22 protein-coding genes and 1 pseudogene are annotated in these 12,376 nt (G+C 45.9%); 7 read left to right on the forward strand and 16 right to left on the reverse strand.

The genetic code is table 11. The features are described 5' to 3' along the window. Positions 1-2: 2 nt before the first annotated feature. Both ACOJUN_RS12340 and ACOJUN_RS12345 read right to left on the reverse strand, forming a co-directional pair. A complete protein-coding gene (locus ACOJUN_RS12340; protein WP_422136898.1) occupies positions 3-380 on the reverse strand; it encodes a VanZ family protein in 378 nt (125 codons plus the stop codon). 83 nt (positions 381-463) lie between these two features. Continuing rightward, positions 464-1,846 carry a phosphomannomutase CpsG gene (locus ACOJUN_RS12345; protein ID WP_422136899.1) on the reverse strand — a complete coding sequence of 461 codons (1,383 nt, stop codon included), beginning with the start codon at positions 1,844-1,846 and terminating at the stop codon, positions 464-466. 120 nt (positions 1,847-1,966) lie between these two features. Between ACOJUN_RS12345 and ACOJUN_RS12350 the strand changes: the two genes are divergently transcribed. The 3 genes from ACOJUN_RS12350 to ACOJUN_RS12360 all read left to right on the forward strand — a co-directional run bounded on the left by ACOJUN_RS12350 (position 1,967) and on the right by ACOJUN_RS12360 (position 3,105). Then, the gene (locus ACOJUN_RS12350; protein ID WP_422136901.1) at positions 1,967-2,290 is read left to right on the forward strand and encodes a DNA-binding protein; all 324 of its coding nucleotides are present in this window, start codon (positions 1,967-1,969) and stop codon (positions 2,288-2,290) included. Positions 2,291-2,408: 118 nt separating this feature from the next. Further along, complete coding sequence (locus ACOJUN_RS12355; RefSeq protein WP_422136902.1) at positions 2,409-2,678, forward strand: hypothetical protein; 270 nt, start codon at positions 2,409-2,411, stop codon at positions 2,676-2,678. 178 nt (positions 2,679-2,856) lie between these two features. Beyond that, complete coding sequence (locus ACOJUN_RS12360) at positions 2,857-3,105, forward strand: hypothetical protein (RefSeq protein ID WP_422136903.1); 249 nt, start codon at positions 2,857-2,859, stop codon at positions 3,103-3,105. Positions 3,106-3,171: 66 nt separating this feature from the next. Here ACOJUN_RS12360 and ACOJUN_RS12365 read toward each other — a convergent pair whose 3' ends face one another. After that, complete coding sequence (locus ACOJUN_RS12365) at positions 3,172-3,507, reverse strand: type II toxin-antitoxin system RnlB family antitoxin (RefSeq protein ID WP_422136904.1); 336 nt, start codon at positions 3,505-3,507, stop codon at positions 3,172-3,174. Between the two features lie 178 nt (positions 3,508-3,685). On the opposite strand from ACOJUN_RS12365, the gene ACOJUN_RS12370 reads away from it, so the two are divergent. Together ACOJUN_RS12370 and ACOJUN_RS12375 are read left to right on the forward strand one after the other, a co-directional pair. After that, positions 3,686-3,916, forward strand: coding sequence for a type II toxin-antitoxin system Phd/YefM family antitoxin (locus ACOJUN_RS12370; RefSeq protein WP_422136905.1), 231 nt, complete (start codon positions 3,686-3,688; stop codon positions 3,914-3,916). 147 nt (positions 3,917-4,063) lie between these two features. Further along, a complete protein-coding gene (locus ACOJUN_RS12375) occupies positions 4,064-4,312 on the forward strand; it encodes an AbrB/MazE/SpoVT family DNA-binding domain-containing protein (protein ID WP_422136906.1) in 249 nt (82 codons plus the stop codon). 113 nt (positions 4,313-4,425) lie between these two features. Here ACOJUN_RS12375 and nadS read toward each other — a convergent pair whose 3' ends face one another. The 8 genes and pseudogenes from nadS to ACOJUN_RS12415 form a co-directional block, all read right to left on the reverse strand. Beyond that, on the reverse strand, positions 4,426-4,722 hold the full coding sequence (nadS, locus tag ACOJUN_RS12380) for a NadS family protein (RefSeq protein WP_317143432.1): 297 nt from the start codon (positions 4,720-4,722) through the stop codon (positions 4,426-4,428). A gap of 229 nt (positions 4,723-4,951) precedes the next feature. Next, a complete protein-coding gene (locus ACOJUN_RS12385; protein WP_422136907.1) occupies positions 4,952-6,436 on the reverse strand; it encodes a mannose-1-phosphate guanylyltransferase/mannose-6-phosphate isomerase in 1,485 nt (494 codons plus the stop codon). A 393-nt stretch (positions 6,437-6,829) separates the two neighbouring features. Further along, positions 6,830-7,093 carry a DUF2442 domain-containing protein gene (locus ACOJUN_RS12390; RefSeq protein ID WP_317143429.1) on the reverse strand — a complete coding sequence of 88 codons (264 nt, stop codon included), beginning with the start codon at positions 7,091-7,093 and terminating at the stop codon, positions 6,830-6,832. Positions 7,094-7,225: 132 nt separating this feature from the next. Continuing rightward, positions 7,226-7,351: a hypothetical protein gene (locus tag ACOJUN_RS12395; protein ID WP_422136908.1), complete on the reverse strand. Its 126-nt coding sequence runs from the start codon at positions 7,349-7,351 to the stop codon at positions 7,226-7,228. Positions 7,352-7,779: 428 nt separating this feature from the next. After that, entirely contained in the window at positions 7,780-7,920 is a 141-nt protein-coding gene (locus ACOJUN_RS12400; RefSeq protein ID WP_422136909.1) for a hypothetical protein, read from the reverse strand. Then, positions 7,865-8,392 (reverse strand): annotated as a pseudogene (locus ACOJUN_RS12405) (sugar phosphate nucleotidyltransferase). Before ACOJUN_RS12405 ends, ACOJUN_RS12400 begins: the two are co-directional and overlap by 56 nt. Then, positions 8,364-8,507, reverse strand: a complete 144-nt coding sequence (locus ACOJUN_RS12410; protein WP_422136910.1) for a sugar phosphate nucleotidyltransferase — start codon at positions 8,505-8,507, stop codon at positions 8,364-8,366. The pseudogene ACOJUN_RS12405 and the gene ACOJUN_RS12410 overlap by 29 nt, the downstream one beginning before the upstream one ends. A gap of 82 nt (positions 8,508-8,589) precedes the next feature. Beyond that, a complete protein-coding gene (locus ACOJUN_RS12415; protein WP_422136911.1) occupies positions 8,590-8,715 on the reverse strand; it encodes a hypothetical protein in 126 nt (41 codons plus the stop codon). Between the two features lie 122 nt (positions 8,716-8,837). On the opposite strand from ACOJUN_RS12415, the gene ACOJUN_RS12420 reads away from it, so the two are divergent. Beyond that, entirely contained in the window at positions 8,838-9,095 is a 258-nt protein-coding gene (locus tag ACOJUN_RS12420) for a type II toxin-antitoxin system Phd/YefM family antitoxin (RefSeq protein WP_422136912.1), read from the forward strand. Then, entirely contained in the window at positions 9,095-9,532 is a 438-nt protein-coding gene (locus ACOJUN_RS12425) for a type II toxin-antitoxin system VapC family toxin (RefSeq protein WP_422136913.1), read from the forward strand. Before ACOJUN_RS12420 ends, ACOJUN_RS12425 begins: the two co-directional genes overlap by 1 nt. Here the strand turns inward: ACOJUN_RS12425 and ACOJUN_RS12430 are convergent, their stop codons facing one another. From ACOJUN_RS12430 to ACOJUN_RS12450, 5 genes are all read right to left on the reverse strand, one after another. Continuing rightward, entirely contained in the window at positions 9,533-9,820 is a 288-nt protein-coding gene (locus ACOJUN_RS12430) for a four helix bundle protein (RefSeq protein ID WP_422136914.1), read from the reverse strand. A gap of 106 nt (positions 9,821-9,926) precedes the next feature. Further along, complete coding sequence (locus tag ACOJUN_RS12435; protein WP_422136915.1) at positions 9,927-10,175, reverse strand: sugar phosphate nucleotidyltransferase; 249 nt, start codon at positions 10,173-10,175, stop codon at positions 9,927-9,929. Positions 10,176-10,384: 209 nt separating this feature from the next. Next, positions 10,385-11,032: an SGNH/GDSL hydrolase family protein gene (locus ACOJUN_RS12440; protein WP_422136916.1), complete on the reverse strand. Its 648-nt coding sequence runs from the start codon at positions 11,030-11,032 to the stop codon at positions 10,385-10,387. Further along, positions 11,019-11,837: a polysaccharide lyase gene (locus tag ACOJUN_RS12445; RefSeq protein ID WP_422137070.1), complete on the reverse strand. Its 819-nt coding sequence runs from the start codon at positions 11,835-11,837 to the stop codon at positions 11,019-11,021. Before ACOJUN_RS12445 ends, ACOJUN_RS12440 begins: the two co-directional genes overlap by 14 nt. Then, positions 11,818-12,153 carry an acyltransferase gene (locus ACOJUN_RS12450; protein WP_422136917.1) on the reverse strand — a complete coding sequence of 112 codons (336 nt, stop codon included), beginning with the start codon at positions 12,151-12,153 and terminating at the stop codon, positions 11,818-11,820. The genes ACOJUN_RS12445 and ACOJUN_RS12450 overlap by 20 nt, the downstream gene beginning before the upstream one ends. Positions 12,154-12,376 lie beyond the last annotated feature (223 nt).

Consider the following 12,376-nt stretch of genomic DNA (forward strand, 5'->3'; position numbering starts at 1 on the left):
CTCTATCTTTTTGGAGTACAACTCTTCTTCAGAATTCTCCACTGCGCTACCATAAACGGCAAAGCAGCCAACAACAACCCGATACAGGTTACGAGAAAATCCAGCGGGTTAAAATTTCGTAGGGGTAAAAAAAACTGCACGCTTTCATCCAGTGCACAGCCAATAATCAACAGTATTAACAACCAGCCCCGTTGCCAGAATCCTGAGCTGGCCAGATGTGCCAATGCAGAGAGGATAAACGCCATGACAAAATGCATCTGCAAATTGCCGCCCAGAAAATGCTCAATACTGCCCCAGGCCCATTTGCCATAGCCCAGACTCTTACTGGCGGAAAGAATCACCACAAAGGCCAGCCAGCCAGCCGCTATAATCCGTACCATTCACAACCCTGTTTATTGGCGACAAAGGCACAGAGAATGAGTTTTTTAAAAAGAAAAACTCCATGCCTCCGTGTCCAAAACAATCACTGCCGAATCAAACTCAACAGTTCAGATGTTTTTTCTTCCATCAGCGCCACATCCCCCCGGCTTTCCACATTCAGCCGAATCACTGGCTCAGTGTTAGAAAGGCGCAAGTTAAATCGCCAGTCACCCATGTCCAGAGAGATACCATCGGTATGGTCCACCGCCACCGCATCCTTTTCATAAATTGCCAGAGTGCGATCAATAGCCGCTTGTGGATTATCCAATGTACTGTTGATCTCACCAGAGGATGGAAACAGGGCAATCCGCTCGGCCACCAGTTCAGAAAGCTTCTTGTTTTTATGGGACATCAACTCCGCCACCAGTAACCAGGGAATCATCCCGGAATCACAGTAGGCAAAGTCACGGAAATAATGGTGCGCGCTCATCTCTCCGCCATAGGCCGCATCTTCTTCCCGCATCCGTTCCTTAATAAAAGCATGGCCGGTTTTACACAACACTGGCACACCACCGGCACTGGCAACCTGATCAATAGTATTCCAGGTCAATCGGGGGTCATGGATAATTTTCGCACCGGGATAGTGAGCCAAAAACGCCTCGCCCAACAGCCCGACAATATAATACCCCTCAATAAACTGGCCTTTTTCATCAAACAGGAAGCAACGGTCAAAATCCCCATCCCAGGCAATGCCCATATCGGCCTTGTGCTCAAGAACCGCATCCACCGTTGCCTGCCGACAGTCGTGTAATAACGGGTTAGGAATGCCATGGGGAAAGTGACCATCCGGCTCATGGTGAATCTTCACAAACTCCACCGGCACTTCAGATGCCTTAAACCGTTCCTCAATGGCATCAATCACATGCCCGGCAGCGCCATTGCCGGCATTGACCACCAGTTTCAGAGGCTTTAGCTCATCCGGTTTGATATACCCCAGAATGTGATCCACATAGGGAGCAAGGTTGCTGATCTGCCGATAAGAACCTAATGGGGTATCCGGGGAGCCCGTTCTATTTGGCTCCACAAACACATCTTCAGCCAACCGCTGAATTTCACGCAACCCGGTATCCCCGGAAATCGGCTTGCTTTCTTCCCGCACCAGCTTCATCCCGTTGTAGTCTTTCGGGTTATGGCTGGCCGTGACCATAATGCCGCCATCTGCCTTCAGGTGCGATGTGGCAAAGTAAACCTCTTCAGTGCCACAAAGGCCGATATCAATCACATCCGCCCCGCCTGCCCGAAGACCGTCGCTCAGAGCAGCTTTTAACTCAGGCGTAGACAAGCGAATATCGCCCCCCACTACCATGGTTTTGGGTTTTAGATATTCCGCTGTTGCCCGGCCAATCCGCCAGGCGACAGCTTCATTCAATTCATCAGGCATGCGGCCACGGATATCGTAAGCCTTGAAACAAGAGAGTTTGGTCATTGTAAACCCCGAAAATAAAAGTCCGGCAACCAGCTGATTTATTAACTAAGTTACCTCAATAAAAGAAAAACAATCCGGCTCTAATGTTGATATAAGCCAAAAACCAGTGAGAACTTCGCTATGCCATTGACACGAGATTGCAAAAAGACAATACAGGCCCGGGCAGAACGAGATCCTGATTTTGCCTGTGTCCTCCTGGACGAAGCCACAAACCTGTTCCTTAACGGTGAGCCTGATGCCGCCCGAATGGCTCTAAGGGATTTGGTAAATGCCACGATCGGTTTCGAGCAGTTGGCGAATACTACCCAAAAATCCGGCAAAAGCCTTCATCGAATGTTATCGGGCAAAGGAAACCCCAGTATGGATAATCTGGCAGATATATTTTCTGCACTGCGAGAAAAAATGCAGGTTTCATTGCAGGTTCAGATCGTGCCTCAGCCATAAGCTCTGAAAGTTCTGGTCAGGCTGGATGGGAAGCACTGGACTGCCGTATTTACGCCACGTAAAGATAAAACCCGAATTATTTCAGTACGTCGCTCAAGATCCAAAGAGATAGCCGCATATGAAAGCCAAAGAATTTGACCAGGCCTTTGATGAAGGCCACGACAGCATTGATGAACATATTGACTGGCCCAGCGCTCAGCGTCCCGGCCTAAACCCGTCGAATCAATATCGACTTTCCTGCGTGGATGATCGCCGCGCTCGATCGCGAGGCAGCAAGGCTTGGTATTGCCCGGCAAGCTGTGGTCAAAACCTGGCTGGCCGAAAGACTGGATCAGGGAAGGCGGAGTTAGCTAATTGCTCAGACGTTAGTTCTGCAGAACCGCTGTAACAGCATTTGCGGACACCGTCCAGATTTACCAGCTCACCTCTAATTTCTTGCGATGAGAGCACTATTCCCAAGGCTTTTAAACCCGGCCAGTCAAGGGAAAAAATCCACAAACTCATCGAAATGCCAATTTATTTTTGTGTGCTATGCCGATCCCTCAGCCACCTTTCAGTAGTAAAGCATGAGCTTGAGAAATCACCGAACGTCTGACACAGAACTTGACCATATCCGAGACACCCTGACGGGTATGGTCACATATGCCAGCAATACCCGTGGCGAAATGCTCCGGAGGTTTGATCATCAGGATAAAGAAATTGCTGCATTAAAATCGGATGTCACGGTCCTAAAGAAAGATGTCACAGTCCTGAAGGAAGATGTTGGGGAAATCAAAGGAACGTTAAAAATCATACTATCCCGACTTCCCGGCTAAAATTTTATACGGCTAACGACTTTCAAAAAGAAAACCTTGTCCCAGAATTTTTCTTTAGGTTTTCTTTTAGAAGTTTTTCAGCTCTGAAAAAGACAATACACTCTTTTTCAGTAAATCTGGATGAGTACGAAAGTAATTATCCTGTTTATTTATCAAATTTTGATCAATATCAGTTGGAGTCTTAAATGATGCTCTGTCGAAGCTTTTTCCATTAAAAAATAATGTTGCAAAACGGTTATCACTCTGGCCATTAAAAACCAAAAGGTCAAATACGACAACGCCACAATAATCAATAGACTTAAGCTCAACACTCAATGCTTTTAAATGTTGCAAAGGATGATATCCAGCAATAGCAGTAATCACTGCTATTTCCGAGTTATCGACCTTGCGAAATTTAATCATTTTGATTTCCTCACCCAGATACTCCGCTATGAACCTCGACCAATTCAAGGTCAAATTTGCCAGTATCACTTAAAGAGGGCCAACAAGTGTAACAGGATTAAATCACGTCAATAAGCAAGCCTGGGGTTCACTGAATCTGCTATTTTGTACAAAATTTACGTACAAAAAAGAGATCACCATGGAACTGATCAATATCAGTGAACTACGAGCCAATCTGTTGAGCTATCTAAAAAAAGCTCAGGCAGGTCAACCAGTTACGGTCACTTCCAATGGCGAAATGCTGGCCACGATTGCCTCACCTGTCGCCCTGAGACAATCAGCCGGTAAAGCTCTGAACGAGCTGGCGTCAAAATCACAGGCCGATGATCTCACGGAATGCACCAACGAGCCATGGAAAGCCATGCAATGATCATCCTTAATAACTGTACGTTTGCAGCTGGTCAAGGTCATTTTCCACTTTTCGGGCAGCGAGTAGCGATAATAGTTGCCCTGTGTACAATCTGTGCCTACAGATAATATTACTATTGCAACACAGTAATACATAAAGAGGTGCGATGTGCATAAATTAACGACCAAAAGGCAAGTGACTATTCCTCAAAGCATCTGCCAAAAGCTCGGGCTAAAAACAGGCGACTTTATACAGGTTTTCGAGCGCGACGGTGTGGCACATTTGGTAAAAATGAACTCCGATGATCTCTCTGGCACCATCAAATTATCCGCTGATACCCATCTGCCCCTGACGCCAGAGAACACCAAAAAAGCCATCAAAGGCAAAGCCGCCAGAAAATTCCGGGGCGAACAATGATTGCTGTGGCTACCAATGTGCTGTTGCGTTATGGCTCGCAACACATTGAACAGCCTGCATAAAATCTTTTTTCTTTTTCGAGAATTCTTCTTTAACAGGTCTATCTCACGTTCTCATTGATGAAGCAAAGCCATTGCCTGGGCAGGATTGTTGCGAAACATAATAAGTAGCGATCTGGCTGGGCCGAGCGGTTTTCTCACCTTTTGTTCCCAACTCTGCACTGTCTTGATGCTCACACCAAGGAGGGCGGCAAACTTCTCCTGTGAAAGGTGCGTTGCCTTCCTGATAGCAAAGACGTCAATCTCTTCATATTTGAACGACCGTGAAGGTTTCTTAATGCCTTTGTTAATGTCGATCGCTTCCCTGACGCTCTCCACCAATTCATCAAAGTTAAATTCATGGTCACTCATTGCAAAACTCCCTCGCTAGTTCTGACAGTAACTTTTTCTCAGCACTTGTTAAGTCTTTTTGTCGGTTTTTGGTGTAGGCATACAGCATGTAGCAGATTTGCTGGTTATGCACAATGAATGACCAGATACCGGCTTCTTCACAGGGAATGAATAGTTAAGGAACGCCGCTCGCCTCCCGCTCCCCATAAAAGATAAGAGCTGTGCTTTTTCGGGCAGCGGGCGGCGTCAATCAAGCCCTACCGTAAGTATCCTCAAACCGCACAATATCATCCTCACCCAGATACCCGCCGCTCTGCACCTCAATCAACTCAAGGTCAAACTTGCCGGGGTTTTCCAGTCGATGCACGACACCAATGGGAATATAAGTCGATTGGTTTTCGGTCAGCAGAATTTCCTGATCGCCATTGGTGACCAGCGCAGTGCCTTTCACAACAATCCAGTGTTCGGCCCGGTGATGGTGCATCTGTAAAGAAAGCTGTGCACCCGGCTTAACAGTAATGCGCTTAACCTGGAAGCGGTCGCCCATATCAATCGAGTCATAGGCACCCCAGGGGCGATAAACCTTACGGTGCAATTTAGCTTCAGACCGGTTAGCTGCCTTTAGCCGTTCAACAATCTTTTTAACATCCTGCACCCGGTTCTTATGGGCCACCAGAATGGCATCATCGCTTTCGGTGATCACCAGATCATCGACGCCCAAGGTGGCAATCAGTTTTTTCTCACTGCGCACGTAAGTGTTACGGGTATCATGAAGCAGAACATCACCCAGGGTGGAGTTTCCAACCTCATCTTTTTCAGAAATATCTGCCAGCGATGACCAGGAGCCAACATCAGACCAGCCTGCATCCAAGGGAACCACCACTGCATCGGTGGTTTTTTCCATCACGGCGTAATCTATGGACTCCTCCGGGCAGGCTTTAAAGGCCAATTCATCCAAACGGACGAAGTCCAGATCAGCAGTTTGTACTTCCATGGCTTTCTGGCAGGCTTCCAGAATATCCGGACGGAACTTGTTCAATTCCTCCAGATAGCGCGAGGCTTTGAACAGGAACATGCCGGAGTTCCAGTAATAGTCACCTGTAGCCAGATAACCCTGTGCCGTTTCCAGATCTGGTTTCTCTACAAACTGCTCCACAGGCATTATTTTTTCAGCAGAAAGGCTCGAAGGCTCAAAGGTTTCTTTTTGCTCATCAGAAGAAAAACCTTGTGCCTTTGTCTCACTGTCGTTCAAGGCTTTTATATAACCGTACCCTGTTTCCGGATGACCAGGCACAATCCCGAAAGTGACCAGCTTGCCATCAAGAGCCGCAGGCAACGCAGCCTCAACAGCCTGATGAAAAGCATTGACATCATTAATCACATGATCCGCAGCCAATACCAATAACAGCGGTTCTTCATCTTCGGAGAGGGTCTTGGCTTTTAAAGCAGCCAAAGCAACAGCAGGTGCAGTATTCCGCCCCACTGGCTCCAGAATAATTGCAGAGGCTTTGCGATTCACCTGGCGAAACTGCTCTGCTACCAGGAAGCGGTGCTCTTCATTGGCAATCACCATTGGATCGGAAACAGAGTTTAGCCCATCCAACCGGCTCAATGTGTTTTGCAGCATGGTCTGTTCATTGACCAGCGGCAGAAACTGCTTTGGGTATAAAGAACGGGACTGGGGCCAGAGGCGGCTGCCGGAGCCGCCGGACATGATTATAGGTATTAAATTCATAATTTTTAAGGTGCAGTCTTTTTAAAAAATAATCTTTGGTGTCTTAATACACTTGTGATAAGCATGGAGATTTGAGCCTTAAGACAAGGCGACGATCGCCAACACAGGATTAAGACTCAAATCTTCAGCGCAATAGGGAGTTAGGAACCGTTACTCACGTCCTGCTCAATATTGATCACTATAAAGAGATCACCCGCAATGCTGCCAGTATTCTTGAACTGCTGGCTATGCCCGAAGCGAAGGATGTCGATCTGGTAGCAGAGCCTTTAAAAGACAACTTTCTGAAACCGGCAGATTTTTCCTGATGTACCTGCTTGATACCAACGTTGTCTCGGAGCTACGCAAATTTAAAAGCTTATTTGCCCCATAGGCAACTTATTTAGAGGACAATTCCTATGCAGCTGGCTTAACCAGTTTACCGGATTCTTCCAGCCTTTTATAAAGGCTGCCCGCACTGAACTCCAGGCCATTAGGCCAGCAAAGAGCACCCAGCTCGATAAAGAAGCGCTGAAAAAAAACGCCATCCTCTAAAGCCAGGGTAAGGCTGGTTTTATGTGACAACATTTCACTAAAATCCATAACACCAAAGCTGCCATCAGAAAAGCGAAGCTTTATTTCCAGCCTTGTCTGATAAACAGCCTGAACAATTTTAATCATTATCAGCTCCTGCTATACGCCCAAGTGGTTGGAGATCTATTGCCCTTAGAGGGTGTCGCAAAACTGACTCCAGCGTGGGAACGAGTTGACTCCCGACATTCCCGGCTTCATTCACGTCATTCCCGGCTTCATTCACGTCATTCCCGCGAAGGCGGGAATCCAAACTGACTCACTACCAGAACCATACTGCCCGGTGCCCCCCCTGGCCTTGTCAACCCCGACTTCACTCTCGTCATTCCCGCGAAGGCGGGAATCCACACTGACTCACCACCAGAACCGTACTGCCCGGTGCCCCCTTGGCCTTGTCATCCCCGACTTCACTCTCGTCATTCACGCGAAGGCAGGAATCCACACTGACTCACCACCAGAACCAAACCGCCCGGTGCCCCCTGGCCTTGTCATCCCCGAGACAGAGATCCGCCGTTGGCGCTGGATTCCCGCCTTCGCGGGAATGACGACCTCAGAGCATGGGAACGAGCCGTTGGAGTTTTGCGACAACCTCAGAGCGTGGGAACGAGTTGTTGGAGTTTTGCAACACCCTCGACAGGGCGGGGAGCAATCATTTTTGGCTTATGAGGGAATAGTTAATGCCAAGAAACGCTGCCCTGTGCCCGCTTACCAAAAGAACAAAACGCTTGCGATTAACGTGAGGCGGGCAGCGGGTGGCGGCATTCACCCACGACTCATTACACCCTACCGTACGTATCCTCAAACCGCACAATATCATCCTCACCCAGATACCCGCCGCTCTGCACCTCAATCAACTCAAGGTCAAACTTGCCGGGGTTTTCCAGTCGATGCACGACACCAATGGGAATAATAGTCACCGGAAGCAAGATAGCCCTGAGCCGTTTCTAAATCTGGCTTTTCCACAAAATTGTCTACCGGAGAAACCTGTTCACTATTCCCGGTTAATGTTTTACTGGCCTTAATATAGCCATACCCGGTTTCCGGATGGGTAGGTACGATACCAAAGGTCACCAGCTTGCCATCGCTTGCCGCAGGTAATGCAGCTTCAATCGCCTGATGAAAAGCCTGAACATTCTGAATCACATGGTCCGCAGCCAATACCAGCAGTAATGGTTATTCCTCTTCAGACAGGGATTGAGTTTTCAGGGCTACCAGAGCGACGGCAGGTGCCGTGTTTTTACAGACAGGTTCGAGAATAATGGCTGAAGTCTGCCGCCCCATCTGGCGAACTTGTTCTGCTACCAGGAAGCGGTGTTCTTCATTGGCAATCACTAACGGATCAGATACCGAATCCAACCCGTCAAGCCGGGCAAGTGTGTTCTGCAACATGGTTTGTTCGTTTACCAGTGGCAGGAACTCCGAACTGCTTAGGGTATATAGAGCGGGACTGGGGCCAGAGGCGGCTGCCGGAGCCGCCGGACATGATAACGGGTATTAAATTCATAGAGGATATTTGCCAAGAGTTAACGGAGGCACAGACTTTTTTTTAGCACAGGTTTTCACCGTGCTTTTGCAGCCAAAAAAAATTAAAGAAAGTAGTCTTTGGTGTGTTGATGCAGTTGATTGGTCAGATCTAACTCATCATGACTTCGGGTGATCAGTTCTATATCAGCCTGTCCAGACAGCTGACGAACAATAGCCGAGCCCACCATGCCCTGGTGGCCCGCCACATAAACGTTATTTATAAACTTTGAAAACCATAAATAATGTAGCTACATTACTACGTGGTGAATAGTTAATAGTGAAAAGTTAATAGGGGCAGAGGGATTTCGATATGAGTATAACGACCATTTCATCACGGACATTCAACCAGAATGTTACTGAGGCTAAACGATCTGCGCTCAAGCAGCCGGTATTTATTTCCGACAGAGGGACCGTCACCCATGTCCTGCTTAATATCGAACACTATAAAGAGATTACCCGCAATGCAGCCAACATACTCGAGCTGCTGGCGATGCCCGATGTGGAGGATGCCGATCTGGAAGCGCTGCCCCTGAAAGACAACTTCCTGAAACCGGAAGATTTTTCCTGATGTACCTGCTTGATACTAATGTTGTGTCTGAGCTGCGCAAGTGCAGTGCAGGCAAAGGTCATCCTTCAGTGAGTCATTGGGCCACAACTGTGGCACCGAATGAACTCTATTTATCAGTCATCAGCGTCCTGGAAATAGAAATGGGCATCCTGTTGAAAGACAGGAAAGACCCAGTGCAGGGCCGGTCGCTCAGAGCATGGATGAACGAGCGAATGCTACCCGCTTTCGAGGGGCGCATTTTGCCACTAGATACCACGATTGCCCTGACCTGTGCCCGGTTACATATCCCCAATCCAAAATCCGAGCGGGACGCCATGATTGCTGCCACAGCAATCACCCATCAACTGACGGTCGTTACCCGGAACATTAAGGACTTTGAACAGACAGGGGTGAAATTGTTAAATCCTTGGGAGTTTTGGGCTGGGAATAGAGAATAGTTATTGAGTTTTTTTGATGGCGCTGATTAAGCCTGACAGCACTCTGAATAGCCCATCGACTTTCGCTAATATGGTTCCAGGTGGAAAAAAACCCAGCTCACCTACGATAATAAGCTGTGTTTCCAATTCACGGAGTGCACCTCTGGCAATATAAAGAAAGCGCAAGTAATCCTTGTTGCTGCCCCGCCCAGCACCTTCCGCAATATTGGATGGCACTGATACACCAACGCTTGCCGCAGGTAATGCAGCTTCAATCGCCTGATGAAAAGCTTGTACATTCTGAATCACATGGTCCGCAGCCAATACCAGCAGTAATGGGTCTTACTTTTCAGACAGGGATTGAGCTTTCAGGGCTGCCAGAGCGACGGCGGGTGCCGTGTTTTTACCGACAGGTTCAAGAATAATGGCCGAAGTCACCGCCCCCCATCTGGCGGACTTGCTCTGCTACCAGGAAGCAGTGTTCTTCATTGGCAATCACTAACGGATCCGATACCGAATCCAACCCGTCAAGCCAGGAAAGTGTGTTCTGCAACATGGTTTGTTCGTTTACCAGTGGCAGGAACTGCTTAGGGTATAGAGAGCGGGACTGGGGCCAGAGGCGGCTGCCGGTGCCGCCGGACATGATGACGGGTGTTAAAAACATAGATATTCTTACGTTAACTCAAGGTAATGAATGATGTAGTCAATCTTGACATGTAATAAAAGGAATAATATTTAACACTAGGTATATTAAGGCTTACCGATTAAAGTAAAGATTAGGTGTAAGGCGATTTAGTTTTTTAAGTATATTTCTGGGTTTTTGTAGCCTGCTAGCAAGATAACATATGATTTTATTTTGTTATGTATTTAGAACTAATTAGTACAGTTTTCGTTACTTAGGAGTTTTAAAAGTGGTGGAACCATTACTCTAGCTGCGTAGGTGGGTGCAGGGTGAATCCCATCTGGAATATTTTCTTTAAGTTCATCAGAAAGTATACTTTCCCATTTTTCATAAAAATCAATCACAAATACATTATGGAGCGTGGCAAACTGGTCATAAATATCGTAGAAAGATTTAAGCCTAGGTCGCATTACTTTCTTTAAGCCAAGAGCAGGATTCATCTTCATCATGATTATCTTGGCTTCAGGATAAGTTGTTCTTATATTATTTATTAGTGTTGTTGTTTGCTCCTTGCTTTTAGTAAACGTTACACCTTTAATAAGGTCGGCATCGTTAACCGAAAATTCAATAAGAAAAAAATCAGCTCTATTTTTAAGAATAAGATCAAGTTGACTTAAACCATATTCAATGTTTCTACCAGGGTATCCGAAATTTAGGTGCTTTACTGGAGCTGATAAACATTTGCTTAATTCGTTACTTAATTCTTCTAACCATATACCGCGCTTTGTCAAGCTTGTCCCAATAGCAATGATCTCAATATTATTTTTATTTTCATATGCTTCTGTGGGAGTCGATATCATAGTAATCAAAACAATAAATATTAAATCATAAATCTTCATGGCAATTTAGTTTGTTAATTCTGTAATTTTTAAACCAAATACTCTGATCTTTTGGTGATTGACTGCCCCATAGATAAATATCTCCCCCCCATAGTTCAGTCAGGAGTGGTCCACGAATAAACCAGTCATCTGCATTTCTAAAAATCAAGTCTCTCACAATTAAAACGAGCTTATCGTTCAACCAGAGATAGGACATACCATCGTTTCTATTAGGGGAGTTCAAGAAAACATCTATAGCTATTTTGTGCCAACGATTAGATTCAATATAAGTGGAGCTAATGTGAGTAGAGCCATATACTTTCTTATCCGAACCTGATGACCTGTTTAGGTTATATATGTATAAACCGAGGAGTCCTTGATTTTCAATCAACCTTATACTGAATCCATCTTGCCTTGTAGGTGGGCAACCACCTGCAAGGCATCTGCTATCCAAACTGCCACCCCATAAACCGAGTGGTAGCTTATGACCACCGCGACTGAACTCAAATCCATCTTCAAGAAAAATATCAAAGGTTATTCTGGCAGCTGTTATATTGCGATCAAATAAAGTAAGTTTGATTTGTGCTATATCATTTGGACCCTTAAAAACATTTCTCTTTAGTGACGGTGAATCATCTGGAGCAAGCGCCATGATAATAGATGATGCGGAACTACCTTTGAATCTTAAATTCTCCGAGTTAGGCTTCCATAAGATTTGGCAGCCTGTTGCAGGCTTTTCCTTGGTAAGGGTGCTTGTGCAACCATACAGAGTGAATAGTAAAAAAGACGAGAGAATAAATAGGATTTTATTTCGTGGAATGATCATTCTCTGCAATGAGAACTCCATATTTATCTACACAGATATTGGACCGTAATAACTTTGCCGGATTACCTACAACAATAGAATTGTTGGGTACATTTTTTGTTACTACAGCCCCAGCAGCCACAATGCTGTTATCACCAACAGTTATGCCTGGTAAGATAATGCTGTTAGCACCGATAAAGCAGTTTTTGCCAATAATAGTATTCGTTTTAATCCCCCTAGTCATATCATGCGTCAGGATTGAGCATCGGAATGCTAAGTATGAGTATTCACCTATATTGACTCCTTTAGGGTAGGTTTTATCTAGTTTTGCACTCATAGATATAACGACTGTTTTATGTATCTTCATTCCCCAAAAATGTGTATACCAAAACAATCTCAGCTTTACTAAAGCTCTTTGTAAAAAAAGGAATTTGTTTAGAGTCATCTTTCGTTAAGTTCTTAAAAGAAAATAAAGTTAATTTGGAATCACTCAAAAAAATGAATATGTCAGCTTCATAAGTCTCTAAGCCTCGTAGTAAGCCCAACCTATGAAGGATTTT

The organism is Endozoicomonas sp. ALD040, assembly GCF_049275945.1.
Lineage (GTDB): Bacteria > Pseudomonadota > Gammaproteobacteria > Pseudomonadales > Endozoicomonadaceae > Endozoicomonas_A.

Bases quoted from the DNA above. Each gene is read 5' to 3' on its own strand.
- ACOJUN_RS12425 (WP_422136913.1), top strand. From the start codon at position 9,095: ATGTACCTGCTTGATACTAATGTTGTGTCTGAGCTGCGCAAGTGCAGT.
- ACOJUN_RS12445 (WP_422137070.1), bottom strand. From the start codon at position 11,837: ATGATCATTCCACGAAATAAAATCCTATTTATTCTCTCGTCTTTTTTA.
- ACOJUN_RS12390 (WP_317143429.1), bottom strand. From the start codon at position 7,093: ATGATTAAAATTGTTCAGGCTGTTTATCAGACAAGGCTGGAAATAAAG.
- ACOJUN_RS12410 (WP_422136910.1), bottom strand. From the start codon at position 8,507: ATGAATTTAATACCCGTTATCATGTCCGGCGGCTCCGGCAGCCGCCTC.
- ACOJUN_RS12435 (WP_422136915.1), bottom strand. From the start codon at position 10,175: ATGTTTTTAACACCCGTCATCATGTCCGGCGGCACCGGCAGCCGCCTC.
- ACOJUN_RS12415 (WP_422136911.1), bottom strand. From the start codon at position 8,715: ATGGTGGGCTCGGCTATTGTTCGTCAGCTGTCTGGACAGGCTGATATA.
- ACOJUN_RS12385 (WP_422136907.1), bottom strand. From the start codon at position 6,436: ATGAATTTAATACCTATAATCATGTCCGGCGGCTCCGGCAGCCGCCTC.
- ACOJUN_RS12440 (WP_422136916.1), bottom strand. From the start codon at position 11,032: ATGAAGATTTATGATTTAATATTTATTGTTTTGATTACTATGATATCG.
- ACOJUN_RS12365 (WP_422136904.1), bottom strand. From the start codon at position 3,507: ATGATTAAATTTCGCAAGGTCGATAACTCGGAAATAGCAGTGATTACT.
- nadS (WP_317143432.1), bottom strand. From the start codon at position 4,722: ATGAGTGACCATGAATTTAACTTTGATGAATTGGTGGAGAGCGTCAGG.
- ACOJUN_RS12360 (WP_422136903.1), top strand. From the start codon at position 2,857: ATGAGCTTGAGAAATCACCGAACGTCTGACACAGAACTTGACCATATC.
- ACOJUN_RS12355 (WP_422136902.1), top strand. From the start codon at position 2,409: ATGAAAGCCAAAGAATTTGACCAGGCCTTTGATGAAGGCCACGACAGC.
- ACOJUN_RS12450 (WP_422136917.1), bottom strand. From the start codon at position 12,153: ATGAGTGCAAAACTAGATAAAACCTACCCTAAAGGAGTCAATATAGGT.
- ACOJUN_RS12345 (WP_422136899.1), bottom strand. From the start codon at position 1,846: ATGACCAAACTCTCTTGTTTCAAGGCTTACGATATCCGTGGCCGCATG.
- ACOJUN_RS12340 (WP_422136898.1), bottom strand. From the start codon at position 380: ATGGTACGGATTATAGCGGCTGGCTGGCTGGCCTTTGTGGTGATTCTT.
- ACOJUN_RS12420 (WP_422136912.1), top strand. From the start codon at position 8,838: ATGAGTATAACGACCATTTCATCACGGACATTCAACCAGAATGTTACT.
- ACOJUN_RS12370 (WP_422136905.1), top strand. From the start codon at position 3,686: ATGGAACTGATCAATATCAGTGAACTACGAGCCAATCTGTTGAGCTAT.
- ACOJUN_RS12350 (WP_422136901.1), top strand. From the start codon at position 1,967: ATGCCATTGACACGAGATTGCAAAAAGACAATACAGGCCCGGGCAGAA.